This is a genomic window from Pseudomonas sp. R38(2017), assembly GCF_002112395.1.
Classification (GTDB): domain Bacteria; phylum Pseudomonadota; class Gammaproteobacteria; order Pseudomonadales; family Pseudomonadaceae; genus Aquipseudomonas.
This window is the reverse complement of record NZ_NEHN01000001.1, coordinates 669,526-694,847: the sequence shown is the minus strand read 5'-3', so window position 1 is coordinate 694,847 and position 25,322 is coordinate 669,526. Positions and strand designations below refer to the sequence as shown.

Genomic DNA, 25,322 nt, shown 5'->3' with positions numbered 1-25,322 from the left:
GCAGTTCACGGATCGCACCGTTATGGATCATTAGTTCTCTTTCTCAATTGACAATCATTATCATTCAACATAATTTGTCGCTCGATGTGTAGGACGGCCCCGCCCCCCAGGCGTCCCACTAACCTATTGGCAGCAAGGTGATTTCCATGACGGAACAAGTATCCACAAGCAGGTGCGATTCACCGCTACTTCAGGCATTCGTCGACAATCGACTGATTCTGGTCAAGATTGCAGCCCGGATTACCGGCTGCCGGTCACGCGCCGAAGATGTGGTGCAGGATGCGTTCTTCCGACTGCAATCGGCGCCGCCGATCACGTCGTCGATCAAGGCCCAGCTGAGTTATCTGTTCCAGATCGTGCGCAATCTGGCCATCGATCACTACCGCAAACAGGCGCTGGAGCAAAAGTACGCCGGCCCCGAGGAGGAAGGGTTGAACGTGGTCATTCAGGGCGCCTCGCCGGAAACCTCGCACATCAACTTCTCGACCCTGGAACACATCGCCGACGCGCTGACCGAGCTGCCGGTCCGCACCCGCTATGCGTTCGAGATGTACCGTCTGCACGGCGTGCCGCAGAAGGACATCGCCAAGGAACTCGGTGTTTCGCCGACGCTGGTCAACTTCATGATTCGTGATGCGCTGGTGCACTGCCGCAAGGTATCCGGCAGTCGCGCCGATGCAGTGTCCGCGAACCGTCGCTGAACCAAAACAGGGCTTAAGCAGAGCCAAAAAAAAGATCGCAGCCTTCGTTGAAGGGCTGCGATCTTTTTTGTTTCAGCGAGAAATCACACCAGTTTGCAGCGATCAAAAAACCGCTCGCGCCCAAGGATCATCAACGCCGCACGCTTGTGCGGGAAGTCGAATTCCTTCTCGCAGTGGAAGCACTGATTGTGCATATGGCCGATCATCTTCGCGTTGTCGGCACGCGGTTCGGCCACCACTCGCTGGGTGCGCGGATCATCCAGGAACAGGTAGTGCACCAGCGCCGACAGCCAGCTCGCCACTTTGTGCGGGCCGCGATGGTCTTCTTCCCCGACCAGCATGTGGATGCCGCGATCGTAATTGTCGGCATCGTAGAACGGCGCGATGCGGTCTTCCTTGGCCCAGTAAGCTTCGAAATAGGCAAACGGCTGATCATCGAAACAACCGATCAGGGTCAGGGTGTGCGGATCGGCGTCAAGCTTGCTCAGGTACTCGCGATGCTGTTCGAGGCTGCCCTCCTCCTGCCAGAAACTGGCGACTCGCGGACTGTTCTGCCAGCGATTGAAACGCGCAAGATCCTGCTCGATCTCCACCGTTCGCAGGGAAATCCAGGCACCGAGATGCGCATCGAAACGCCGATACACCTCACCGCGCGGCTTCACCGGCCGTAGCGGATGGCGCTTGCCGTTGCTGATGACCATCTGCTGCGGATAACTGCCCGTCAGCGAATTGCCCAGCCACGGTTGCGGCAGTTGCCAGAACAACGTGCGCTCGCAGCGATATTCACCCGCCACTTCAGTGCCCACCAGCAAACCGCTGCGCAAGGCTTCGGTCGGCGCCTGATCCAGTTGCCAGATCAATCGCTGACGCGCCGGATCCCGGGCAAACAGCCAATAGCAGGCTGCCCACAGCGCCTGGCCTGGTGGCAATGCGTAGCGTTCATCGATCTGGATCGGCCCCTGGCCTTTACGATCAAGACGCAGGCGAATCAGCGGTTGCCCGTCCAGGCTCAGGCTCAGACGGCTTTCGGTTGCATCGGCTACCAGCTGGCTGCCCGAAGGCAGGGCCAGGGCAGTCAGGTCATTCAGATTGGACATGGGTCGGGCTCACGATAATCGTCGACAGTTCAACGATGGGACGTGAGCCATCGGTAGAAATTTAGCGTTTCAGCGAAATTTCCACCTTTTTCCCGGGACTCTTTACGCCAACCTGCTTCAAAGCTCTCTGAGTCGCATCCGAGTTGCATCCGAGTCATTTCCAGCGACCGAATTCATATGGCTCACAAGCCTGAGTTTTACATTGCTGGCATTTGCAACGAAGTTGCCACTGACCGTAACCCATGTTCGAGACACTAAGTCCGATGGTTGAACAATGATTGACTGGTCTGTTTCAATCGAATATCTGGGAACCGGGTTAGCGCTGGAGTTTCTTCTAAGCTCCAGACTGAACTCATATTGAGTACCGGGTTTCAGATAGTCGTAATCTTTGAATAGATGCAATCCGTTGTTGGGTGACGTATATCCCCAATTGAAAAGATAAGGCCCCGTGGCATCGGTCTTAAGGACAAGATCCAAAGGACTTGCCGCAGCAGGCCCCTTCTTCCATCCATTCCAGTAGCCATATTCAAAGTCTGTGTAATCATTGAATTTTTCAGGCTTACCCTGACGAAGATTACAGGTGGTGTGCGGTAGCTCATGGGCAGTATTGAAGTTGGGATCACCGTCAAACGAAACGTAGCAGCGGATCATCATCGCTGAATAGTTGTCCAGAGACTGAATCCATGGGCGGGGGATTTTCAAGCGGGGGCCATTTTTAACGTCATCTTCGTTAATCTTGTATGCGTCGAGCAACAAAAGCACCGTTTCCGATGGATAGTTCCTTTGACCAATCGCCACCATCCACAGTAGCTGACCTGCGTTTATAAACGGCCACGGCGACAGAGTAACTTCCGGATCATGGTCGAATGTATCAAGGTCCAGCACCCTATCCCCATCGTCGTTTTCCGTTTGATCAGGAAGGTCGGCTGCAGGCAGGTCAGAAGGTTCAAAGAACTGAACTTCGAGCTCAAGTGCGAGCGAAGGTGTTGTTTCACTATCTTCTACAACTTCATATTCAACATGAATCGTTTTTCCGATGCAGGCACCGATAGTTTCTGCACGAACAAAAAACTCCACAATTCCGGTTTCACTCCCTGACAATACGTCAAAGACCGGACTGCCCACTCCTGCTGCTCCCTTCCATCTGAGATGAATTTTCTGCGCGCTATTCATTCCAGGGAATTTCACGAATACCCGAGTGCCTTCCAGAGCATGCATTGGGTAAAGCGTATTGTTGGCTAACGCCCCTTCAACGATCGGCGGTGGATAATCCTGCTTTTCGGTGCTTGCCATCATGAAAACTCCTCAATCATCCGACTGATGATTCAGTCAGTTACTGTGGAGACCAGTGAAGCATCGGAAATCCACGAGCGAACCTGTCAGATCTGACAGGTGAGAAGTGATTCAGACGAACGGTGATCGTGCTTTGGCCGCCTGGCGGGGTCAGTTTGCGGACACCGGCACCACGGCAATCTTGTACGGATCGAATATCTTCAGCATCTGCCCGCTGTCGCGCAGCCCTTGTAGCAGCTTGCCAAACGCCTCGCCGGTGATCGGCGCTTTCGGACTTAGAATCGCGTAGTGGTGGTAGATCTGGTCGATGCGCTGGGACACCAGTAACTCGTCGCGCACCTTGTCGTTGCGCAGCAGGTAATCGAACAGATACGAGCGAGTGACCAGCGCAATGTCCGCCCGCCCGCGCAGCACCATCAACAGGTTGCTGTCGTGGGAATAGGTCAGCGTGGCATTGTAGGTTTCTGCGAGGTATTTGGGGTCGGCATTGAAGTTGGCGAATTCGTAGTGATAGCCGCTGTACAACGCCAGGCGTTTACCCTTGAGGTCAGCGAAGTAATTCTGCTGGCGACCAGGCTCGTTTTCCGCGACGAAAATCTCCGCGTCCTCCAGCCCCATGTCGACCGTGGTATGGGGAATGTCTTTCCAGCCCCAGTCCGGATTCTCGAAGATCGCCATGTCCGTACGGCCTTCCTTGAAATCGCCGAACCGTCGCGGAATCGAGGTGGGGACAAGCTCGAAACGGTATTCGCTCTGCGAGCTGTTCAATGCAGCGACCAGTTCCGGCAGCAGCCCGGTGTCGGCACCGTTTTCCGGGCGAATGGTGTAAGGCGGAAAATGCGCTGCCCCCACCCGAACCACTTGCACCGCCTGAGCAGGCAAAACCCAGGATGCAGCCAGCGCTGCGAGCATCAGCCCGGCGGCCATCCGATTTGACGAAGACTTCAAAACACCCCACTCCCCGAAAAAGTACCGTTCCATGCATTCAAGCTAGGCGGTTTCGCCCAGTTAGCCAGTTTCCCGGGCCGATAGAAAGTGATCAGCGTTCTTCGAGCACCAGGATCAGCGCTTCTTCTGCCAGTTGATCGAGGCTCAGGCTGCCGCCGGCGCGGAACCAGGTGGTGGTCCAGGACAATGCGCCCGTGAGAAAACGTCGAGTAATGAACACGTCACCACGGATGAAACCTGCCTCTTTGGCCTCGCCCAGCACTTGCAGCCAGAGGTCTTCGTAGATGTCCCGCAGCGCCAGCACCCTGGCCTGACCGTCTTCGGACAGCGAGCGCCATTCATACACCAGCACCGCCATCGCTTCGCCGCTGCCGCCCATGATCGACTGCAATTCGCAGCGGATCAGCGCCAGCACCCGCCCGCGCACATCGGCGGCGTCAGCCAGGGCTGCGCGCATCAGCGCAGTGTTGTAGCGGATGGTTTCTTCCATCACCGCTCGCAGGATTTCATCCTTGCTCTTGAAGTGATGAAAGATGCTGCCGGACTGAATCCCCACGGCACCGGCCAGATCGCGCACCGTGGTGCGCTCATAGCCTTTGTTGCGGAACAGGTGGGCCGCCACTTGCAGCAGCTTGCCGCGAGCGCTGTCCGGATCGGTCAGCTGGCCGGCATCGACCAGTTCACGCATGACCCTCAGGGCTTTTTGCTCGTCCACCCGTTCTCTCCTACAGTCGATCAGTCAAATGCGTCGTACCCCGCAGAAACGGCGGGGTTGCGCGGGCAATTTAAGCCGCCGGCGGTGACCAAGCAAGCGCTTGGGCAGAAGATAATTTCGCTTGTTTACAAACCAAGCGCTTGCTTGGTAGCCTCGATGCACTTCTGTCACAGGTTCCTGAGTCGGAGATCAAAATGCCCACCACGGTTCGCATCGGATGCGCCAGCGCATTCTGGGGAGACACCTCGACCGCCGCCGCACAGCTTGTGGCCGGAGGACAGCTGGATTATCTGGTCTTCGACTATCTGGCCGAAATAACCATGTCGATCATGGCTGGCGCGCGCATGAAAGATCCGCAGGCGGGATTTGCCGGCGATTTCATCGAAGTCCTCGCGCCTCTGTTGCCGCAACTGGCCGAGCAGAAAATTCGCGTCATCAGCAATGCCGGCGGGGTCAATCCAAAGGCCTGCGCCGCCGCGCTGCAAGCGGCCTGCGACAAGGCCGGCGTGGCGCTAAAAATCGCCGTGCTGTCGGGCGATGACCTGCAACCCCACCTCAAACAACTCGCCACCCAACGCATCACGGAAATGTTCAGCGGCGCCCCGCTGCCGCCGATGTGCGTGTCGACCAACGCCTACCTCGGCGCGCCTGGCATCGTCGAAGCACTGCGTTTGGGCGCCAACATCGTCATCACCGGCCGGGTGGTCGACAGCGCAGTGGTCAGCGCCGCGCTGGTGCACGAATTTGGCTGGTCATGGCACGACTACGACAAACTCGCGCAAGCCGCCCTGGCCGGGCACATCATCGAATGCGGCGCGCAGTGCACCGGCGGTAACTTCACCGACTGGCGCGACGTACCGGATTACGAGCACATCGGTTTCCCGATCGTCGAAGTCAGCGCCGACGGCCAGTTCATCGTCAGCAAACCCGAAGGCTCCGGCGGACTGGTTACGCCGCTGACGGTCGGCGAGCAGATGTTCTACGAAATCGGTGACCCTCAGGCCTATCTGTTGCCCGATGTGGTCTGCGATTTCAGCCAGGTCAAACTTCAGCAACAAGGCAAAAACGCCGTCCGGGTCCACGGCGCCAAAGGCTTGCCACCCACCGGCCAATACAAGGTCAGCGCAACGTATCCGGACGGTTTCCGTTGCACCGCCAGTTGCCTGATCGCCGGCATCGATGCCGTGGAAAAAGCCCGACGCGTCAGCCAGGCGATCCTCGACAAAACCTCGGAAATGCTCGACCACAAAGGCCTCGGGCCATACACCGAAACCCACGTCGAACTGCTTGGCAGCGAAGCCACCTACGGCCCTCACGGCCAGCGCCGGGACAGTCGCGAAGTGGTGATCAAACTCGCCGTGCGCCACCCCAACAAACAAGCGCTGATCCTGTTCTCCCGAGAAATCGCCCAGGCCGCGACCGGCATGGCGCCGGGGCTGACCGGCATCGTCGGCGGACGGCCGACGGTGTATCCGCTGATCCGTCTGTTCTCCTTCCTCATCGACAAAAGCGCCTGCACATTGCAGATCGACATCGCCGGCGAATCTCACCCGTTCGCCCTGCCCGCCCCCGCCACCCTCGACAGCCAGGATCTGCCACTGCCCCACGAAACGCCCAAACCCCAGGGCCGCGCCGATGCGAGCGTGCCGTTGGTCAAACTGGCGGTCGCGCGCTCCGGCGACAAGGGCAATCACAGCAACATTGGCGTCATGCCACGTCGTCCCGAATACCTGCCGTGGATCGCCGAAGCACTGACCCCGGCGGTGGTCGTCGACTGGATGAGCCATGTCCTCGACCCGATTCACGGTCGGGTCGAACGCTGGTATCTGCCCGGCACCCACAGCCTCAACTTCCTGCTGGAAAATGCCCTTGGTGGCGGCGGCGTGGCGAGTTTGCGCATCGACCCGCAAGGCAAGGCCTTCGCCCAACAACTACTGGAAATCCAGATCCCGGTGCCGCAGAGCATCGCCGAACAGTTCGACTAGAGGATTGGCACCATGGCGTATGAATCGATTTTCAGGGCCGATCTGTTCAGCGGCCAGACCGTCATCGTCACCGGGGGCGGCAGTGGCATCGGGCGTTGTACCGCCCACGAACTGGCAGCGCTCGGGGCCAACGTGGTGCTGGTCGGACGCAAGCCGGAAAAGCTGCAAACCGTCGCCGCTGAAATTGCCGAGAATGGCGGGCGCGCACACTGGAAGGTCTGCGATATCCGTGACGAAGAGGCGGTAAAGGCGCTGGTCAGCGAGCTGATCCGCGAGCACGGTCCGATCCACGGACTTGTCAACAATGCCGGGGGCCAGTACCCGTCGCCCTTGGCCTCGATCAATCAGAAAGGTTTCGAAACCGTGCTGCGGACCAACCTGGTTGGCGGTTTCCTGATGGCCCGGGAAGTGTTCAACCAGTCGATGAGCAAACACGGCGGCAGCATCGTCAACATGCTCGCCGACATGTGGGGTGGCATGCCCGGCATGGGTCACTCCGGCGCTGCCCGTTCGGGCATGGACAACTTCACCAAGACCGCGGCATTCGAATGGGGTTACGCCGGCGTTCGGGTTAACGCAGTGGCGCCGGGCTGGATCGCTTCCAGCGGCATGGACACTTACGAAGGTGCGTTCAAAGCCGTGATTCCGACCTTGCGCGAACACGTGCCGCTCAAGCGCATCGGCACCGAATCCGAGGTCAGCGCGGCGATCGTGTTTCTGCTCAGCCCGGCAGCCGCGTTCATCAGCGGCAGCACCTTGCGCATCGACGGCGCGGCCAGCCTGGGCAGTCGCGCCTGGCCGCTGCACAAGGCGACCCACAGCGAATCCTTCAACGGCTTCCACCGGGCCTATATGCCGGACGTCTTGAAGGACAAGGAGTAAGCCATGCCGGTCATTCAATCCCAGCTCGATTCGCACAGCGAAGCCTTCGCCCGCAACCGCGCAGCCATGCTCGCCGCTATCGAGCAAGTTCAGCAACTTGAGCAGAACCTGCTGAACAAGGCCGCCGAAGCCAAACCGAAATTCGACAAGCGCGGACAACTGCTGCCCCGCGAACGCCTGAACCTGCTGCTCGACCCTGGCGCACCATTCCTCGAACTGGCGAGCCTGGCCGGCTACAGACTGCACGACGACAAGGACGGCAGTTCGGCAGGAGGCGGCTTGATCGCCGGCATTGGTTACGTGTCCGGTGTGCGCGCCTTGATCGTGGCGAACAACAGCGCGATCAAGGGCGGGACGATTTCCCCGTCGGGTCTGAAAAAATCCCTGCGCCTGCAACAGATTGCCCAGGAAAACAAACTGCCGGTCATCACCCTCGCCGAAAGCGGCGGTGCCAACCTCAATTACGCGGCGGAGATTTTCGTCGAAGGCGCACGCAGCTTTGCCAATCAGGCGCGCATGTCGGCCATGGGTTTGCCGCAGATCACCGTGGTTCACGGCTCGGCCACGGCCGGTGGCGCGTATCAGCCGGGGCTGTCGGATTACGTGGTGGTGGTGCGCGGCAAGGCCAAGCTGTTTCTTGCCGGCCCGCCGTTGCTTAGAGCAGCGACCGGTGAAGTCGCCACCGACGAAGAACTGGGTGGCGCCGAGATGCACGCGCAAGTCGCCGGCACCGCCGAATACCTGGCCGAAAACGATGCCGATGGCGTGCGTCAGGTGCGGGAAATCGTCAGCCTGTTGAACTGGAATGAACAACTGCCGTGGCTGCCCGAACCGCAATTCAAAGAACCGTTGTACCCCATAGACGAACTGCTCGGGCTGATCCCGGACGACCCGAAAAAACCCTACGACGTGCGCGAAATCATCGCGCGGATCGCCGACGAATCACGCTTTCTGGAGTTCAAGGGTGAATTCGATCAGCAGACCGTTTGTGGCCACCTGAAAATTCAGGGCCGCGCCTGCGGCTTCATCGGCAATAACGGCCCGATCACGCCCAACGGCGCGAGCAAGGCAGCGCAGTTCATTCAACTGTGTGACCAGAGCCAGACACCGCTGCTGTTTTTCCATAACACCACCGGATTCATGGTCGGCACCGAATCGGAACAGCACGGCGTGATCAAGCACGGCTCGAAACTGATCCAGGCCGTGGCCAATGCGCGGGTGCCGAAACTGACCATCGTGGTCGGCGGTTCCTACGGCGCGGGCAACTACGCGATGTGCGGGCGCGGCCTCGATCCGCGCTTTATCTTCGCCTGGCCCAACAGCCGCACTGCGGTGATGGGTGGCGCCCAGGCCGGCAAGGTGCTGCGCATCGTCACCGAAGCCAAACAGCTCAAGGACGGCCTGGTGCCCGACCCGAAAATGCTCGACATGCTGGAGCAGGTCACCGCGCAGAAACTCGACAGCCAGTCCACCGCCCTCTACGGCAGCGCCAACCTGTGGGACGACGGGCTGATCGATCCGCGCGACACCCGAACCCTGCTCGGTTACCTGCTGGACATCTGCCACGAAGCCGACATCCGCACGCTGGCCCCCAACAGCTTCGGCGTCAGCCGGTTCTGATTGCCACGGACTCAAGGAGAACAATAAAAATGATCTTCACCCCGGAACACGAAGCCCTACGCCGCACCGTCCGCCAATTCGTCGAGCACGAGATCAACCCGCACGTCGATGAATGGGAAAAGGCCGGGCGCTTTCCGATCCACGAGATTTTCCGCAAGGCCGGAGAACTCGGTCTGCTGGGGATTTCCAAGCCGGAAAAATTCGGCGGCATGGGCCTGGATTACAGCTATTCGATCGTCGCCGCCGAAGAGTTCGGCACCATCCACTGTGGCGGCATTCCAATGTCGATCGGCGTGCAGACCGACATGTGTACTCCCGCCCTCGCCCGCTTCGGTTCCGATGAATTGCGCGAAGAGTTTCTGCGCCCGGCGATCACCGGCGAGCAGGTCGGCTGCATCGGCGTCTCGGAAGTCGGTGCCGGCTCCGATGTCGCCGGGCTCAAGACCTCCGCGCGCAAGGACGGCGACGACTATGTGATCAACGGCAGCAAGATGTGGATCACCAACTCGCCGAGCGCCGACTTCATCTGCCTGCTGGCCAACACCTCGGACGACAAGCCGCACGTCAACAAGTCGCTGATCATGGTACCGATGAACACACCGGGCATCAGCCTCAGTTCGCACCTGGACAAGCTCGGCATGCGCAGCTCGGAAACCGCCCAAGTGTTTTTCGACAACGTACGCGTGCCCCAGCGCAATCGCATCGGCCATGAAGGCGCCGGGTTCATGATGCAGATGCTGCAATTCCAGGAGGAACGCCTGTTCGGCGCGGCCAACATGATCAAGGGCCTGGAATACTGCGTCGACAGCACCATCGAGTACTGCAAGGAGCGCAAGACCTTCGGCAGCGCGCTGATCGACAATCAGGTGATCCATTTCCGCCTCGCCGAATTGCAGACCGAAATCGAATGCCTGCGAGCGCTGGTCTATCAGGCCACCGAGCAATACGTGAAAGGCCAGGACGTCACCCGACTGGCCTCGATGGCCAAACTCAAGGCCGGGCGTCTCGGCCGCGAAGTCAGTGACAGTTGCCTGCAGTACTGGGGCGGCATGGGCTTCATGTGGGACAACCCGGTGGCCCGTGCCTATCGCGATGTGCGACTGGTGTCGATTGGCGGCGGCGCCGACGAAATCATGCTGGGCATCATCTGCAAACTGATGGGCATCCTGCCGGGGAAAAAGAAATGAGCGCCCTGCCCGATTGTCAGACGCTGCTGCTGGAACGGCACAACGGCGTGTTGCACATCACCCTCAATCGCCCGGAATGCCGCAACGCCATGAGCCTGCAAATGGTCGCCGAGTTACGCGCAATTCTGGCCACTGTGCGCGATGACCGCAGCGTGCGCGCCTTGGTGCTCAGCGGTGCCGGCGGGCATTTCTGCGCCGGTGGCGACATCAAGGACATGGCCAACGCCCGCGCCCAGGGCAGCGAAGCCTATCGCGAGTTGAACCGAGCCTTCGGGTCACTGCTGGAAGAAGCACAGCACGCGCCGCAAGTGCTGATCACCGTGTTGCAGGGCGCTGTGCTCGGGGGCGGCTTCGGGCTGGCCTGTGTCAGCGATATCGCCATCGCCGATCATCAGGCGCAGTTCGGTTTGCCGGAAACCAGTCTTGGTCTGCTGCCGGCGCAGATCGCGCCGTTTGTGGTGCAGCGCATCGGCCTCACTGAAGCCCGCCGCCTGGCGCTGACCGCCGCGCGTTTTGACGGCCATCAGGCACGGCGTCTGGGGCTGGTGCACTTTGTCGAGCAGGATTCCCAGGCGCTTGCCGAACGTTTGGATGAAGTGCTGCAACATGTGCTGTGCTGCGCCCCCGAAGCGAATGCCGCCACCAAGAAACTTTTGCTGGCCAGCGCCGGCCAACCATCGAGTGAATTGCTGGATGAAGCGGCGCAGTGGTTCAGCGAAGCCGTGACCGGTGCCGAAGGTATCGAAGGCACGATGGCGTTTGTGCAAAAACGCAAACCCGGATGGAGCACCTGACCTTGCGAAAGCGAGCTCGCGATGAGGCCCTCCAATCCACCGCCAACATTCAGGAAAAACCACCATGCCCGCCCTCCACAAAGTCCTGATCGCCAACCGCGGTGAAATCGCCTGCCGCATCCAGCGCACCGCCCAGGCCCTCGGTTATCGCACCGTCGCGGTGTTCAGCGACGCCGACGCCGATGCGCTGCATGTCCGAATGGCGGACGAGGCAGTGAACATCGGCCCGGCACCGGTTCAACAGTCCTACCTGAATATCCCGGCGATCCTCGACGCCGCCCGGCGCAGCGGTGCCGACGCCATACACCCAGGCTACGGCTTCCTCTCGGAAAATGCCGAATTCGCCCGCGCCTGCGAACAGGCCGGCCTGACCTTCATCGGCCCCAGCGTCGAAGCCATCGAGCTGATGGGCAGCAAACGCCAGTCGAAAATTGCCATGCTCGCCGCCGGAGTGCCGTGCATCGCCGGCTATCAAGGTGCCGAGCAGGACGACGCAACCCTGACCCTTGAAGCCGAACGCATCGGCTATCCACTGATGATCAAGGCCAGCGCCGGCGGTGGCGGACGCGGCATGCGGCTGGTGCATCACGCCGAGGATCTGACGGCGCAATTGCGCACGGCGCGCTCTGAAGCCCTCAACGGATTCGGCAGCGACGAACTGATCCTCGAACAGGCCCTGATCGAACCACGGCATGTCGAGATTCAGCTGTTCGGCGACCAGCACGGTAACCTGATTTACCTCGGCGAACGAGACTGCTCGATCCAGCGTCGTCACCAGAAGGTCATCGAGGAAGCGCCGTGCCCGGTAATGACCGAAGAACTGCGCCAGGCGATGGGCGAAGCGGCGCTCAAGGCTGGGCGGGCGGCGAACTATGTGGGTGCCGGCACCGTTGAGTTCCTGCTCGATGCCCGCGGCCAGTTCTACTTTCTGGAGATGAATACCCGGTTGCAGGTCGAACACCCGGTAACCGAATTGATTACCGGGCTGGACCTGGTGTCCTGGCAACTTTTGGTTGCCGAAGGCCAGCCGCTGCCGTTGACCCAGGCGCAGGTAAAACTCGAAGGCCACGCCATGGAAGTGCGTCTCTACGCCGAGGACCCGGCCCAGGGATTTCTGCCTCAGACCGGTCGTGTCGAAACCTGGGCACCGGCGCTGGATCGTGGGGCGCGGGTTGATCACGGGCTGATCGAAGGTCAGTCGATCTCACCGTTCTACGACCCGATGCTCGGCAAACTGATCACACACGGCGCGACCCGCGAAGAGGCCCGGCGCAAACTGTTGTGCGCGGTGCAGGACAGCGTGTTGCTCGGCGTGCAGAGCAATCAGCGACTGCTCGCCGGTCTGTTGCAGCATCCGCAGTTCATCAGCGGTGAGTTCAGCACCGGGTTTATCCCGCAACACTTCGCCGATCATCCTTGTCTGCATCCCCATACACCGAGCGCCGAAGAACTCGCAGTGGCGGCGCTGCTGTTTTATCAATCCGCCGCAGGTTCGCATCGCACACCGCTGGCCGGTTGGCGCAACAACGCTGGCGCGCCGCTGAACTATCGGCTGGGCCTCGACGATCAGGCGTGGAGTGTGCATTTGCTCGCCGCCCCAGACGGCATCGTTCGGGTTCAAGTGGCTGAACGTGCCTTCGAACTGAAGCTCATCGAATACAACGAACGCTCGATATCCCTGGAAATCGAAGGCCTGCGCCGACGCCACGCCTATCGGCTGCACGACGACCAGCTCTGGCTGTTCACCCGTCCCGGCAGCCTGCGCCTGGTGGATCGAACTCATGCCGTGATCGACAGTCAGACCAGCGTCAGCACCGGCACCTTGAAAGCCCCGATGGATGGCGCAATCATCGACGTGCTTGTCAGCGAAGGCAGCCCGGTCAGCAAAGGCCAGTTGCTGGTGGTGCTGGAGGCGATGAAAATGGAGCACCCGCTCAAGGCCGGCATCGATGGCGTACTCAAGCGGGTGCAGGTCAAGGTCGGCGATCAGGTGAAAAATCGTCAGGTTCTGTTGCAGGTCGAGTAGTCACCGCGCGCATCCGCAAGGTTTGACTACGCTCTGAATAATCAGGACGCGGAAATCAGGAACCCTGCGATGCCCCATTGGCTGGTCATAGATCTGGAAGCCACCACCGATGAGGGTGGCTGGCCGGTTACGGAAATGGAGATCATCGAGATCGGCGCCACGCTGGTGGATCGTGCCGGTCGCGAGCAGGATCACTTTCAACGCTTCGTCAAACCGACGCGTCGGCCACTGCTGACGCCGTTCTGTCGCGAACTCACGCATATCACCCAGGCCAATATCGACGCGGCACAGCCGCTGACCGACGTCTGGCCGGCGTTCGAGCGCTGGCTCGGTCAGCACCAGACACGCCTTGAAGGCTGGGCCAGCTGGGGCGATTACGACCGCAAGCAATTGCTTCAGGAATGGCAGCGCCTGCAACTCGACAGCGCGCTGAGCCGTGTGCCGCACATGAACCTCAAACAACGCTTTGCCAAGGCCCGACGTCTCGAACGACCTCTTGGACTCAATGGCGCCCTGCAACTGGCGGGGATGCAGTTCACCGGTCAGCAGCACCGGGCACTGGAGGATGCACGTAATACCGCCCGATTATTGCCGCTGGCGCTGCCGCTCTAGCGCAGGTGACGACGCCCTGAGCCTTGTGCATACTGGCCAACCTTTTTGACCCTTTTAAGCCCTTTTCGAGAGGAATCGCCCATGTTTAAAGTCAACGAGTACTTCGACGGCACCGTCAAGTCGATCGCCTTTGGCACTGCTGAAGGTCCTGCGACCATCGGCGTCATGGCCCCGGGCGAATACGAATTCGGCACCAGCCAGCGTGAAATCATGCACGTGGTGTCCGGCGCACTGACCGTCAAACTGCCGGACAGCAGCGACTGGGAAACCTTCGCTGCAGGCAGCCAGTTCAACGTGCCAGCCAACAGCAAGTTTCAGCTGAAAGTGGCCGTCGACACCGCTTACCTGTGCGAATACCGCGGCTGAAACCACGGTTTTCTGCGGCAATAAAAAATGCCCGTGTCCTTGAACACGGGCATTTTTCGTTTCGGGGCAGATTACTCGAGGATCTCCACCGGCATGCCGACTTCGAGTCGACCGTTGCTGTCATTGACCAGGTTCTGACCGAACATCGCACCATCGGCCTGGGCGCGGGTCTTCTGCAGGGTCGCCAGTGGTTCGCGGTCAGCGCTGCGCTCACCGGTCTGCGGATCGATGGTGGTGAGAATGCACCGCGAGCATGACTTGACCACGCGGAACTCGACATCGCCGATGCGGATGCGCTTCCAGCCATCCTCGGCATACGCCTCACTGCCTTCGATCACCAGGTTCGGCCGGAACCGCAGCATTTCCAGCGGGCGCCCGACTTCCTGCGACAGATGTTGCAGCGACGCCTCGCCAATCAGCAGCAACGGGAAACCGTCGGCGAACGCCACCTGGTCGTCATCGTTGCCGTACCCGGCTGCAGTCGTACGGGCGCGATCCAGCGGCACTTGCACCAGACGGGTCGGTTTGCCGATGAACTCGCTGACCCAGCGGGCCGCTTCTTCGCCGGCATCAGGCACGCGCAGGGTGTCGCGCCAGATGGTCACGCCGCGCAGTTCGGCTTCGTTGCCCGGCAAGGCGATATCAATCGCCGAATGCCCCGGCGCTTCGAGGGTCAGGCCACCGTCGGCATTCCACAGCGCCGACAACTGGCTCATCTTCGCTTCGGCACGCTGAGTCAGGAAACGCCCGCTGGCCTCATCCACCAGCATCCAGCGTCGATCGCCCTCAAGCCCCAGTTTGTCAAGGCCGATCCCTTGCAGAACCTCGCCCTTGCCGGATTTCAACGGGTAACGATAAAGCGCGCTCAGACGCAGCATGGCCAACTCCCTGGTGGGTGAAAAACGCCACCCTATACGAGCTGGGTCGCCGAATCAAAGGCCGGAGAATGAGGAAGCGAACTAGCTCGCTTCCGCTGCAACCACGTCGTGATCAGGCCGGGACTTCGTCGAGCATCAGACGCTGACGAACTACATCGACCAGCTTGTCCGGCTGGAACTTGGAGAGGAAGTTGTCACAGCCGACCTTCTTCACCATCGAGTCGTTGAAACTGCCGGACAGCGAGGTGTGCAATACCACATACAAGCCACGCAGACGCGGGTCGTTGCGGATTTCGGTGGTCAGGCGATAGCCGTCCATCTCCGGCATTTCGGCGTCGGTGAACACCATCAGCAGTTTGTCGGTCATGTTCACCCCGGTGTCCGCCCAGGCCTTGAGCATGTTCAGGGCTTTAAGGCCGTCGCTGGCGATATGCATCTTCACGCCCAACTGGCCGAGGGTGTCGCGCAATTGCGAGAGCGCCACGTTGGAGTCGTCCACCAGCAACACTTCGCGGCCACGGGCGCGTTCCAGCACCGGATCGTCCAGTTTGTCGCGAGAAACCTTGGCGTTGTACGGCACGATTTCGGCGAGGACCTTCTCGACGTCGATGATTTCCACCAGTTGATCGTCAACCTTGCTGATGGCGGTCAGGTAGTGCTGGCGGCCGGCGCTGGTCGGCGGCGGCAGGATGGCTTCCCAGTTCATGTTGACGATGCGGTCCACACCACCGACGAGGAACGCCTGCACGGAGCGGTTGTACTCGGTGACGATGATCGTGCTGTTGGGGCCCGGTACCAGCGGACGCATGCCGATCGCCTGGGACAGGTCGATCACCGGCAGGGTCTGGCCGCGCAGGTTGACCACACCGCAGACAAACGGGTGACGCTGAGGCATCAGGGTCAGCTTCGGCAGTTGCAGGACTTCCTGAACCTTGAACACGTTGATCGCGAACAATTGGCGCCCGGCCAGCCGAAACATGAGAATTTCCAGGCGATTCTCACCCACCAGTTGCGTGCGTTGGTCTACCGTATCGAGAATGCCGGCCATCAATGACTCCTGGGCTGTTCTGGTGAATTCATTAAAGGGGGTTATCGGCTGATTCCGGCCAATCTTGATCCCCATACAAATCACCTACAAAATGCCATGAGAAGGCATTGATGTCACATTAACATCATGCTTTACTGCCTCCGTGATTTCATCTGCTACATTCTCTGCGGCGCGACCTCGGTTTGCGCGGCAGGTTCCCGTGTCTAAGGGATTCCCCTAGTAACAATCAGGCCCAACCTGATGTTCGCAATATCCAATAGCCATTAATGTGACGCCATTCTCATTGCATGAACGGAGTCAGGCTTTTGTGTGCGATCGCAGGTCAGTGGAAACTCACCCTCTCGAAACCCCTGTCAAAAGCCTCGGGACCGCAGGGCGCGATCTCACGACGGTTCATGATCGTCGACACACACGACATTCGCTCATCAGACATGACGTTGTGGAGATAAGCATGCCGAACGACCGTAAAGAGTGGGCGCAGCGGTTCCCCGAATTTCTTGTCGAGGCTGAAACGCTCCTGGCCAAGTCCGAAGAGTGCCTGAGTCATTTACAACTGATCAGCAATGACAAGGACGCCATCGACTGCATGCTCAGCAGCCTGCTCAAACTGGCGAACAAGGCTGACGCCCTCGCATTGGTGGCAGTGTCCGAATTCTGCCTGCACCTGCACGGCCTGCTCACTCAGACGCAGGATCATGTCGACCTGCATGCCCAGGCGCTCGACGCCCTGAAAGATTGCTTCACCTTGATGGCCTGGCAACTTGAACTGGTCGACCAGAGCACCGGCCAGTTGAGCCTGGACGAAAGCGAGCAGACGTCCCTCATCGAAGCGTTCGCCTTCCAGGTCGGACAGAGCCAGTTTCAGCCGCCGCTCAGTGCCAAACCCTTGTCCCTCGTGTCATACGCGGAGCGGCAAGCGTAATCGAGTGCACGCCGGGCCCATTGCAGGCCGTTAGTTCGAGCCATCGAATGTCGCAATTGAATAACTCATGCCTGCCAGCGACAACCTCAAATAAATAAATACGCTCCAACATGCAGACTGGCCATCGTTGAAGTCAGGGTTTACCTGTGTATGAAAATTGAAAACTTCAGGTTTCATCGATAATTATCGATCCCAATAAATCAACTTTTTCCATTATGGAACTCGCGTCCAAATGGCGTAATTCCTGACTCTTTGGACATATAGGGTGAACGCGACCAACGGTATGTTAAGTGGTATTATGCCGCCCGTTAGTTGCTTTCACTTAATGGCACAGTGACTTCAATGATCGGGCCCCACCGAAGTTGGCAGTCAATTATCGATCACTGAACCGTATTGAAACCAACAACCTGAATCACAGATTTTCAGACAGAGACCGCCGGCCACTCCGCCCGGTCTACCCGCAGCGAACATCCATTGGCTCCATCCGCTATGTACGCCAGCCTCAAGTCAATCACCACATGGCCACCCTCCCGAGAAAACGCGCGCAGGTTCACGCTCACGCTTTGCATTGGCGCGGCGGTGGGCAGCCTGCTGACTTATGGTTTGTCTGCACCGCTGTCGTTTGGTCTGCTTTTGATCAATCTGGCAGCTGCCGGCTGTGTCTGGACACAGCATCGCCTGTCGCGCAAGTCGATTAAGTTTCAGCCTCAGGAACTGGCCGATCGATTACTCGAAGTTCAGGAAAACGAACGTCACCGCCTCAGTCGCGAATTGCACGACGATATTGGCCAGTTGCTGACCGCCGCCAAGCTGCAGAGCGAATGGCTCAAGCGACGGCTGCCGGACGAATTGCAGGAACAGTGTTCGGCACTCTGCGACACCCTTGAGGAAACCCTCAATAAAGTCCGCGACGTTTCGGCCATTCTCAATCCACGGCAACTGACCAGCCTTGGCCTGGAAGCCAGTCTGCGTGCGCATCTGCTCAAGACATTGACCAACACTTCGGTGCACTGGAGCCTGGACTGTCAGCAGCGTTTGAACGGCATTCCCGAAGAAATGGCAGTCGCCGCGTTCCGCATCACCCAGGAAGCCGTGACCAACATCCTGCGTCATGCGCAGGCCAAGAACCTGCTGATCCGCGTGCAACGCCTTCCCCAAGGCTTGACCCTGCTGATCAGCGATGACGGTCTGGGCTTTGCCCCGGCCGCCAATCCCGGTCGTGAAGGACAACGAGGCATGGCCGGGATGGCCGAGCGGATCGAGCAACTGGGCGGCAGCCTGAGCGTGACGAGCGAACCGGGCAAAGGCACTCAAATCGAAGCACTATTCCCCTGGGCGCCCCGTGCACTCGAGCGGGCCAGTACGAATAAGGTTATGCGTTGACTTGTAACTTACTTCTGGTGGATGACCACTCGCTGATCAGGGCCGGCGTGCGCGCTCTGGTGCTGGATATTCCCGGTTATGCGGTAATCGGCGAAGCCAATGACGGCTCGCAGTTGCTTGAAATGGTCGAGCAACTGAACCCCGATATCGTCTTGCTGGATATTTCCATGAGAGAAACCGGCGGCCTGGAGGCGTTGCAACGGCTCAGACGGGTTCGTCCGCACAGCAAGGTACTGATTCTGTCGATGCACACCGACCCTGCGTTGATCATGCAGGCACTGGAATCCGGTGCCCACGGTTATCTGCTCAAGGACACCACGGCCACCGAGCTCGAACATGCGCTGGAAGCCCTGCGCAACAATGAACGCTACCTGAGCCCGGCCATCGCCCACACTGTGATCAATCAGGCACTGACCCGCAATCAGAAGCTGCAACCGGAAGTCGCCGACTCACATAACCTGACAGCGCGCCAGCTGGAAATCCTGCGCCTGATCGTGCGCGGCAAGTCCACCCGCGAGATCGCCAATGGTCTGGGCCTGAGCATCAAGACCGTGGAAACTCACCGCTCGCAGATCATGAAACGCCTGCAGATTTACGATGTGGCCGGGCTGGTGCTGTTTGCCGTACGGGAACAGATCATCAGTCTGGACGACTGACGCGCGGCGTCCTGCCCAATAGCGGCGAGTTTTCCGGCAAGTGCACACGCAACGCCGCCGGACGCGCCGCAAACCGCAGACTGTCTCCTTCCAGAGGCTCGCCATCGAGATTGATGCAGAGCCCTTCGGCGACCTTGATTTCGACCCACGGCAAACGCGTGCGCACAAACATGTTGTCGATGCCGAACCCGTCGCTGAGCAGATTTTTCAGTGTGCCAACCAATTCCTGCGGGGCCGGCAGGATGCTGATATCCAGCAGGCCGTCATCCGCTAATGCCTCTGGGCACAATACATGCCCTCCGCCCGCTTGGCGGCCGTTGCCGATGCCCAGCGCGAGCAGCTCACCGCGCCAATGGAAATCCGGCCCCTGCAATTCGCCATAGGCGGCGTGCAGCTCACTGAATCGCGACAAGCCTGTAAACAGATAGGCCGCGCCCCCGAGTACCTTTTTCAGATCTTCCGAGGTATTGGCGGTGACCTGACTGCCAAACCCGCCCGTGGCCATGTTCAGGAATATCTGCCCGCCCACCTCCCCCAGATCGATCTCACAGGCAGGTGCATCAAGCAACTCGAGTGCCTCATCCGGCTCCAGAGGAACACCGGCCGCGCGAGAAAAATCGTTGGCAGTGCCCAGAGGCAACAACACCAGACTGGCCTTGCCCGGGTGAGCCGCCAGGGCCTCGGCGATATCACGCAAGGTGCCATCGCCACCGCCAGCAATGATCTGCCCGAATCCGGCAGCCAGAGCTTCTTCGACCAGACGCTGGGCATCGCCGGCTTCCCAGGTCAGGCGTACAGCCAATTCCCAGCCCTGCTTGCGTTTGCGCTCAACAGCGGCACGAACCGCTTCGTTGAGTGCCTGCTTGCCATGCAGAATCAACAATGCCCTGCGTTCACTCATTTTGTGTCACTCCCGGAATTGAATCAGCTCGGGACATCTTGACCCTCACGGCACGTAAAAGAGCCGTCGCAATCCCAAGTATTTCCAGTACCCCCTTTCACTCGTCCTACAAGGCGGTATTTTTTCGTACGGAATGTAAGGAATCGGCTCAATTGACCCACCCTGGCCATTGGTACACCGTGTGTCGGTGGCAACAATTTTCAACCCGATAACACAAGGATGTGCAGGTAATGAGTCAAAACATCATCAGGACTTTCGATCATTCGAGTAGCCGTTTCTGCCGGCAGAAACTCATGGCAGCAGGCGGGTATTTCCATGCACAGCCATAAAGCAAGAATGCCAGTGAGTCCGGTTGCCCCCCTCTCCGACAGTCGCGCCAGTCAAAAAGCCGAATTCAACAGCTGTACCAAAAACACTGGAGAAACCGTTATGGAACCTCGTGTCACCGAGCTGGAAACCCACCTCAAGTACATCCGCCGTGACATGGACGAAGTAAAGGGAGACGTCAAAGCCATCAAGCACCGTCTCGCCTACTCCGCAGGTGCCACAGCGGTGGTTCTTGGATTGTTGGGCTGGGTTGCCAATAGTCGCTTCGACCAGCTCGTTGCACTGATCAGCCGTTGACGGACTGAAGTGCAGGCCCATGACGAGCCTGCATTTCAATGATCAGCCGAGAAGTTCACTCATGGGAATGAAGGGCACCATGTCTCCCTGAGTCAGGGTGCGCCCCTCCTGCACCTCTACCAATCCATCAGCCCAAGCGGCGCTACGCAAAACGCCCGAACTCTGGTTGCGGTAGATCGTTGCCTGTCCCTGCTCCAGACGTCCCCTCAGGAATTCACGCCGATTGCCGGCCTGGGGCCAGACGAATCCAGCCGGAACTGGAAACTTGAGTGGCTCGACATCCTGCACCCCCTGACGACGCAGCAAATAGGGCTTGGTCAACAAGGCAAACGTCACCAGGGTCGACGCCGGGTTGCCGGGCAGACCGATGACCGGAACATCGCGGAAATGACCTACAGTCAAAGGCTTCCCGGGTTTGATCGCCAGCTTCCACAGTGTCAGCTCACCCTCTTCCCTCAGCGCAACGCCGAGGAAGTCCGCTTCCCCAACCGATACGCCACCGGTCGACAGTATCAAGTCGGCTTCCTTGAGCGCCTCAAGACGTGCGCGGGTGATGGACAAGTCATCCGGAAGAATCCCGGCATCCAGCACTTCACAACCCAAACGCTGCAGCCAGCTGCACAGCACCACCCGGTTGCTGTTGTAAATCTGTCCCGGGCCCAGTGCCGTTCCCGGTTCGACCAACTCATCGCCAGTGGACAACACTGCCACGCGGATCTTGCGGACCACATCAAGGCCGGCGCAGCCCAAAGACGCAGCCAGCCCTTGCTCGATCGGACCGAGCCGGGTTCCCGCAGACAGGATCAACTCACCCACTGTAGTTTCTTGCCCCTGCGGGCGGATGTTCTGGCCGGACACCATGGTCTCGATGAACCGCACTCGTTCGTCAGCTTCGATCACGGCGTTTTCCTGCATCTCGACGCAATCGGCGCCCGGCGGAACGGGCGCCCCCGTAAAGATACGGGCGCAGGTGCCCGGCTCCAGCGGTTCAGGCGCCTGACCGGCAAAAACCTTCTGACTGACCGGCATCGGCTCACCAGTCCAGTCGGCCAGGCTCAAGGCATAACCGTCCATGGCACTGTTGGGCCATGGCGGCAGATCCAGCGTCGAAACCAGATCCTGCGCCAACACCCGCCCCTCGACCTGCGCCAATGGCAGATACTCTGATTCGACAATCCGCGAGGCGTCAGCCATGTCCAGCAGACGCGCCAGGGCCACCTCGACCGGCATCAGGCTTCCGGCCTTTCCAGGCTTACCCGCGGGATACACAGGGAGCCACCTGTTTCAGATGAGGGACGAAATTGCATGGACGGTGCCGCGAATCCAGTTGCTCAGCCAGGATGCCATCCCAACCGGTACGAACCGCGTTGGTCGAGCCCGGCAGACAGCAGACCAGCGTACCGTTGGCCAACCCTGCCAGGGCACGGGACTGCACAGTGGAGGTGCCGATATCGGCAACCGAGATCTGGCGGAACAGCTCACCAAAACCATCGACTTGCTTGTCGAGCAGGCACGCAACGGCTTCGGGTGTACTGTCGCGACCAGTAAAGCCTGTGCCCCCGGTGATCAGCACCACCTGCACGACGTCTTCGGCAATCCAGTGGGCGACTTGCGCACGGATTTTGTACAGGTCATCTTTGAGCAATACCCGCTCCGCCAGGTTGTGACCGGCTGCGGTCAATCGGTCGACGAAGACCTGGCCGGAGGTATCGGTTTCCAGGGTACGAGTGTCGCTGACCGTCAATACCGCGATATTGAGCGGTGCGAAAGGTACATCAGCCTTGGCTTTCATAGGCTCATCCAGTTGTAGGAGAAACAGCCCGGTGTTATATCACAGCGCCCCATTTTTTCGCCGAACCTGCGGAGAGTTGCCATGACTTCCAATACCCGATTGCCGCCCTGTTCCGTCCTGTTGCTGGCCGGTGGACGAGGCCAGCGCATGGGTGGTCAGGACAAAGGACTGATCGAATGGCAAGGGGAACCACTGATCGCTCATTTGCAGCGCAAGGTTCGTCCGCTGACCGACGACCTGATCATTTCCTGCAACCGCAATCGCGAACGCTATGCACCCTTTGCCGATCAATTGGTCTCGGATGACGAGGAAAATTTTCCCGGGCCATTGGCCGGTATTCGTGCAGGCTTGCGAGCCGCCCACCATACGCATCTGCTGGTATTGCCATGCGACGTACCGCTAATCGACCTTCCCCTGTTGCAGAGCATGCGCGAGACCGCGAGCCTGCAACCTGAAAACCCGTTGATGCTGCGTCACGACGAGCACTGGGAACCGCTGCTTTGCGTGATTCCCGTGGCGCTTCTGCCCGCATTCGAAGAGGCCTGGCATGAGGGGGAGCGCAGCCCTGGCCGGCTCATGCGCAGCCTTGGCGCCCAGGCCCTGATTTGCCCGGACAACGACCCACGGCTGGCCAATCTCAATACCCCGGAACTGTTAAGCTCTCATAACACTGTGTCAGACTGACCGCATTCAAGGAACTCTCACGCCTTGCATACGTCTACAAGCTCAGTAACCAAAAGAATTCCCTTCGGAGACAAACACATGACTCAACGGACTCTCGCCACTTTCATGCTCGCTCTGGGCCTGGCCACCCTCGCCGGTTGCGCTTCGCCAACGGTGATCACCTTGAATGACGGTCGCGAAATCCAGGCTGTCGACTCGCCTAAATACGACAAGGATTCGGGCTTCTACGAATTCGAACAACTGGACGGCAAGCATACTCGCATCAACAAAGATCAGGTTCGCACCGTTAAAGAGCTGTAAGCGACGCCAGATATAGAAAAGCCCGCATGATGCGGGCTTTTTCGTGGGCGCAAGAAAGTGGCCAACGGTGATAATCACCAGTCCAGCGTGATCCGGCTTTCAAATTCGCGCTTCTGCCTAGTGACTGGATCGATGAACCGCAACCCCTGCGCCAGCAGCTTCAGCGGTTTGGCGTAATCATCCTCAACGTCCTTCAGAACCTGAGGGTAGAACGGATCGTTGCAGATGCTCGCGCCCAGCGCCGTCATGTGTACCCGCAACTGATGCTTCTTGCCGGTCACCGGATACAGGCCGTAGCGCCAGAGTTCACCGTTCCTTTCGCGCACTTCCACTGCCGTTTCGGTGTTGCTGACACCGGGAGCTTCCTGCATGCGGAAAAAAGGCTCGCCATCGACCATACGGCTCTTGTGTACCAATGGAAAATCCAGCCCCGGCAATGCAGCAGCGATGGCTTCGTAGCGTTTTTCGATTTGCCGTGTCGGGAACAATGACTGATACGCCGAACGCGTCTGCGGGTTGGCCGAAAAAATTACCAACCCGGCGGTATGCCGGTCAATCCGGTGCAGCGGCACCAGGTGCGGATTGTCCAGTCGGCGAATCAACCGGCGCAGCAGCGTTTGCTCCACGTATTCCCCCGCTGGCGTCACCGGCAGGAAGTGGGGTTTGTCTGCGACGACCAGATGCTCGTCCGCGTAGAGAATCGACTCGACCACCGGAATCGGCTTTTCATCCGGCACTTCGCGAAAGTAATGGATACGCAGGCCTTCCTTGTACGGCAAGTCCAGCGCAATTGGCTGGCCTTCACCATCCAGCACCCCACCTCGGGCAATCCGGTCCAGCCATTGAGCGCGTCCGATGGCACTGAAGTGATCACATAGACAATCGAACACTGTCCGCCAGTCGCCGGGAGGCAGATAAAGCGTGCTGGCCTGATTCTGTGCGGCGGAAAATGTAGGTGTGCTGGACATACGGAGAACTCGAATCCTCAAAGCAGAGCGGCATTATCCAACACGGGGCGCAGCAGACCTAGCGCAGAATCAGGCAGGGATCGATTTGAGGGCCGCTGCCTCGGTGAACTCCTTCAGCCAGCGCAACACATCGACAGCCTCCCAGCGGCCCGGATCGTACAACGCGTACAACAAGCCCTGATAACCCACCACATCCAGCTGCTTGTGATAGCCGGCGCGCTGGAACAACGCCTCGATCTCGGCAAAACAGGTATTGAAATGCAGCTTGTTGAACGGCGTCTTGCCCTCCGTGACCAGACCGTCCAGGCGCAATTCGTGGACGGCTTCGCGCACTACGTCAACCGACATCCGGTTCACGCTGCTTTTCAACTGTTCGACATTGACCACGGTTCATCCCTCTGACGTCCTGACTGCCCTGCTTATCGCCCCAAAGGGGCACAGCACGACGAGCTCACCCATTTACTGTATGAACATACAGTAACCGAATAAACCCCAGAGTGCCAAGGTTCGATAACCGTCTCGATGAATGGCCAGACAGCGTCGAGGGAAAGGATTAACGCAGAAATGCCACAACCTGATCGGCGCTGAACGGCCAGCCCAGTTCCGCCCCGGTATCAACCCGGCGCAGCACAGGAATCCGCAGGCTATAAGCTTCGAACCAGGACTCATCGTCAGCAATGTCCACCAGTTCCACTAGCAGGCCATGCTCGACAAACGGCATCAGCTCGGCTTCAGCGACTTCACACAGATGGCACCCCAGGGTACCGAACAACTGGCATTCAGGAAGCATGCGCGTTCAATCCCAAAATTTGATTGGCCATTTTAGGCCTGACCTGTGAACCCGTCGACCCACCAGAGACCTCAAGCCGTTGAGCGGGGCTGTCCTCGCAAAACCCTGACTCAAATCAGCCCGCACAAATGTGTTTTACACCATGCTCCG

At 59.3% G+C, this 25,322-nt stretch carries 27 protein-coding genes; 15 read left to right on the top strand and 12 right to left on the bottom strand.

The window, feature by feature from the left end; translation table 11 throughout:
* Nucleotides 1-146 precede the first annotated feature (146 nt).
* Complete coding sequence (locus tag CAF87_RS03345) at nt 147-701, top strand: RNA polymerase factor sigma-70 (RefSeq protein ID WP_007955779.1); 555 nt, start codon at nt 147-149, stop codon at nt 699-701.
* A gap of 83 nt (nt 702-784) precedes the next feature.
* Here the strand turns inward: CAF87_RS03345 and CAF87_RS03340 are convergent, their stop codons facing one another.
* The 4 genes from CAF87_RS03340 to CAF87_RS03325 form a co-directional block, all read right to left on the bottom strand.
* Nucleotides 785-1,798, bottom strand: a complete 1,014-nt coding sequence (locus CAF87_RS03340; protein WP_085730627.1) for a GNAT family N-acetyltransferase — start codon at nt 1,796-1,798, stop codon at nt 785-787.
* 117 nt (nt 1,799-1,915) lie between these two features.
* Nucleotides 1,916-3,094, bottom strand: a complete 1,179-nt coding sequence (locus tag CAF87_RS03335) for a hypothetical protein (RefSeq protein WP_085730626.1) — start codon at nt 3,092-3,094, stop codon at nt 1,916-1,918.
* 147 nt (nt 3,095-3,241) lie between these two features.
* Nucleotides 3,242-4,039, bottom strand: a complete 798-nt coding sequence (locus tag CAF87_RS03330) for an ABC transporter substrate-binding protein (RefSeq protein WP_085730625.1) — start codon at nt 4,037-4,039, stop codon at nt 3,242-3,244.
* A 91-nt stretch (nt 4,040-4,130) separates the two neighbouring features.
* Nucleotides 4,131-4,754 (bottom strand): TetR/AcrR family transcriptional regulator, encoded by a 624-nt coding sequence (locus CAF87_RS03325; protein ID WP_085730624.1) that lies wholly within the window; start codon nt 4,752-4,754, stop codon nt 4,131-4,133.
* A gap of 194 nt (nt 4,755-4,948) precedes the next feature.
* Here CAF87_RS03325 and CAF87_RS03320 point away from each other — a divergent pair, with 194 nt between their 5' ends.
* The 8 genes from CAF87_RS03320 to CAF87_RS03285 all read left to right on the top strand — a co-directional run bounded on the left by CAF87_RS03320 (nt 4,949) and on the right by CAF87_RS03285 (nt 14,226).
* Nucleotides 4,949-6,739: an acyclic terpene utilization AtuA family protein gene (locus CAF87_RS03320; RefSeq protein ID WP_085730623.1), complete on the top strand. Its 1,791-nt coding sequence runs from the start codon at nt 4,949-4,951 to the stop codon at nt 6,737-6,739.
* Nucleotides 6,740-6,751: 12 nt separating this feature from the next.
* On the top strand, nt 6,752-7,621 hold the full coding sequence (locus tag CAF87_RS03315) for an SDR family oxidoreductase (RefSeq protein WP_085730622.1): 870 nt from the start codon (nt 6,752-6,754) through the stop codon (nt 7,619-7,621).
* Between the two features lie 3 nt (nt 7,622-7,624).
* Complete coding sequence (atuC, locus tag CAF87_RS03310; protein ID WP_085730621.1) at nt 7,625-9,241, top strand: geranyl-CoA carboxylase subunit beta; 1,617 nt, start codon at nt 7,625-7,627, stop codon at nt 9,239-9,241.
* A gap of 29 nt (nt 9,242-9,270) precedes the next feature.
* The gene (atuD, locus tag CAF87_RS03305) at nt 9,271-10,428 is read left to right on the top strand and encodes a citronellyl-CoA dehydrogenase (protein WP_085730620.1); all 1,158 of its coding nucleotides are present in this window, start codon (nt 9,271-9,273) and stop codon (nt 10,426-10,428) included.
* The gene (locus CAF87_RS03300; RefSeq protein WP_085730619.1) at nt 10,425-11,222 is read left to right on the top strand and encodes an enoyl-CoA hydratase/isomerase family protein; all 798 of its coding nucleotides are present in this window, start codon (nt 10,425-10,427) and stop codon (nt 11,220-11,222) included. Before atuD ends, CAF87_RS03300 begins: the two co-directional genes overlap by 4 nt.
* A 64-nt stretch (nt 11,223-11,286) precedes the next feature.
* Complete coding sequence (locus tag CAF87_RS03295; protein WP_085730618.1) at nt 11,287-13,248, top strand: acetyl/propionyl/methylcrotonyl-CoA carboxylase subunit alpha; 1,962 nt, start codon at nt 11,287-11,289, stop codon at nt 13,246-13,248.
* A gap of 69 nt (nt 13,249-13,317) precedes the next feature.
* On the top strand, nt 13,318-13,860 hold the full coding sequence (locus CAF87_RS03290; protein WP_085730617.1) for an exonuclease domain-containing protein: 543 nt from the start codon (nt 13,318-13,320) through the stop codon (nt 13,858-13,860).
* 81 nt (nt 13,861-13,941) lie between these two features.
* A complete protein-coding gene (locus CAF87_RS03285) occupies nt 13,942-14,226 on the top strand; it encodes a pyrimidine/purine nucleoside phosphorylase (RefSeq protein WP_007940055.1) in 285 nt (94 codons plus the stop codon).
* A 71-nt stretch (nt 14,227-14,297) separates the two neighbouring features.
* Here CAF87_RS03285 and CAF87_RS03280 read toward each other — a convergent pair whose 3' ends face one another.
* Both CAF87_RS03280 and CAF87_RS03275 read right to left on the bottom strand, forming a co-directional pair.
* The gene (locus CAF87_RS03280; RefSeq protein ID WP_085730616.1) at nt 14,298-15,104 is read right to left on the bottom strand and encodes an MOSC domain-containing protein; all 807 of its coding nucleotides are present in this window, start codon (nt 15,102-15,104) and stop codon (nt 14,298-14,300) included.
* A gap of 112 nt (nt 15,105-15,216) precedes the next feature.
* A complete protein-coding gene (locus CAF87_RS03275; protein ID WP_003226705.1) occupies nt 15,217-16,152 on the bottom strand; it encodes a chemotaxis protein CheV in 936 nt (311 codons plus the stop codon).
* A 451-nt stretch (nt 16,153-16,603) separates the two neighbouring features.
* On the opposite strand from CAF87_RS03275, the gene CAF87_RS03270 reads away from it, so the two are divergent.
* From CAF87_RS03270 to CAF87_RS03260, 3 genes are all read left to right on the top strand, one after another.
* Nucleotides 16,604-17,074, top strand: coding sequence for a hypothetical protein (locus tag CAF87_RS03270; protein ID WP_085730615.1), 471 nt, complete (start codon nt 16,604-16,606; stop codon nt 17,072-17,074).
* Between the two features lie 489 nt (nt 17,075-17,563).
* The gene (locus CAF87_RS03265; RefSeq protein WP_085730614.1) at nt 17,564-18,457 is read left to right on the top strand and encodes a sensor histidine kinase; all 894 of its coding nucleotides are present in this window, start codon (nt 17,564-17,566) and stop codon (nt 18,455-18,457) included.
* Nucleotides 18,454-19,113 carry a response regulator transcription factor gene (locus CAF87_RS03260; protein WP_085710728.1) on the top strand — a complete coding sequence of 220 codons (660 nt, stop codon included), beginning with the start codon at nt 18,454-18,456 and terminating at the stop codon, nt 19,111-19,113. The genes CAF87_RS03265 and CAF87_RS03260 overlap by 4 nt, the downstream gene beginning before the upstream one ends.
* On the opposite strand, the gene yegS is transcribed toward CAF87_RS03260, so the two are convergent.
* Entirely contained in the window at nt 19,097-20,014 is a 918-nt protein-coding gene (gene yegS, locus CAF87_RS03255) for a lipid kinase YegS (protein ID WP_085730613.1), read from the bottom strand. The genes CAF87_RS03260 and yegS overlap by 17 nt on opposite strands.
* 315 nt (nt 20,015-20,329) lie before the next feature.
* Here yegS and CAF87_RS29190 point away from each other — a divergent pair, with 315 nt between their 5' ends.
* Nucleotides 20,330-20,638 carry a hypothetical protein gene (locus CAF87_RS29190; RefSeq protein WP_170929618.1) on the top strand — a complete coding sequence of 103 codons (309 nt, stop codon included), beginning with the start codon at nt 20,330-20,332 and terminating at the stop codon, nt 20,636-20,638.
* Between the two features lie 42 nt (nt 20,639-20,680).
* Here the strand turns inward: CAF87_RS29190 and glp are convergent, their stop codons facing one another.
* Nucleotides 20,681-21,907, bottom strand: a complete 1,227-nt coding sequence (glp, locus tag CAF87_RS03245; protein ID WP_085730611.1) for a gephyrin-like molybdotransferase Glp — start codon at nt 21,905-21,907, stop codon at nt 20,681-20,683.
* Entirely contained in the window at nt 21,891-22,430 is a 540-nt protein-coding gene (moaB, locus tag CAF87_RS03240) for a molybdenum cofactor biosynthesis protein B (RefSeq protein WP_085730610.1), read from the bottom strand. Before moaB ends, glp begins: the two co-directional genes overlap by 17 nt.
* Nucleotides 22,431-22,511: 81 nt before the next feature.
* Here moaB and mobA point away from each other — a divergent pair, with 81 nt between their 5' ends.
* Together mobA and CAF87_RS03230 are read left to right on the top strand one after the other, a co-directional pair.
* A complete protein-coding gene (gene mobA / locus CAF87_RS03235) occupies nt 22,512-23,114 on the top strand; it encodes a molybdenum cofactor guanylyltransferase MobA (protein ID WP_085730609.1) in 603 nt (200 codons plus the stop codon).
* 78 nt (nt 23,115-23,192) lie between these two features.
* Nucleotides 23,193-23,414, top strand: a complete 222-nt coding sequence (locus CAF87_RS03230; protein ID WP_085730608.1) for a YgdI/YgdR family lipoprotein — start codon at nt 23,193-23,195, stop codon at nt 23,412-23,414.
* A gap of 74 nt (nt 23,415-23,488) precedes the next feature.
* Here the strand turns inward: CAF87_RS03230 and CAF87_RS03225 are convergent, their stop codons facing one another.
* The 3 genes from CAF87_RS03225 to CAF87_RS03215 form a co-directional block, all read right to left on the bottom strand.
* Nucleotides 23,489-24,382: a pseudouridine synthase gene (locus CAF87_RS03225; RefSeq protein ID WP_085730607.1), complete on the bottom strand. Its 894-nt coding sequence runs from the start codon at nt 24,380-24,382 to the stop codon at nt 23,489-23,491.
* A 69-nt stretch (nt 24,383-24,451) separates the two neighbouring features.
* Nucleotides 24,452-24,769 (bottom strand): transcriptional regulator, encoded by a 318-nt coding sequence (locus CAF87_RS03220; protein WP_085730606.1) that lies wholly within the window; start codon nt 24,767-24,769, stop codon nt 24,452-24,454.
* 166 nt (nt 24,770-24,935) lie between these two features.
* Complete coding sequence (locus CAF87_RS03215) at nt 24,936-25,172, bottom strand: glutaredoxin family protein (RefSeq protein WP_007955734.1); 237 nt, start codon at nt 25,170-25,172, stop codon at nt 24,936-24,938.
* Between the last annotated feature and the right edge of the window lie 150 nt (nt 25,173-25,322).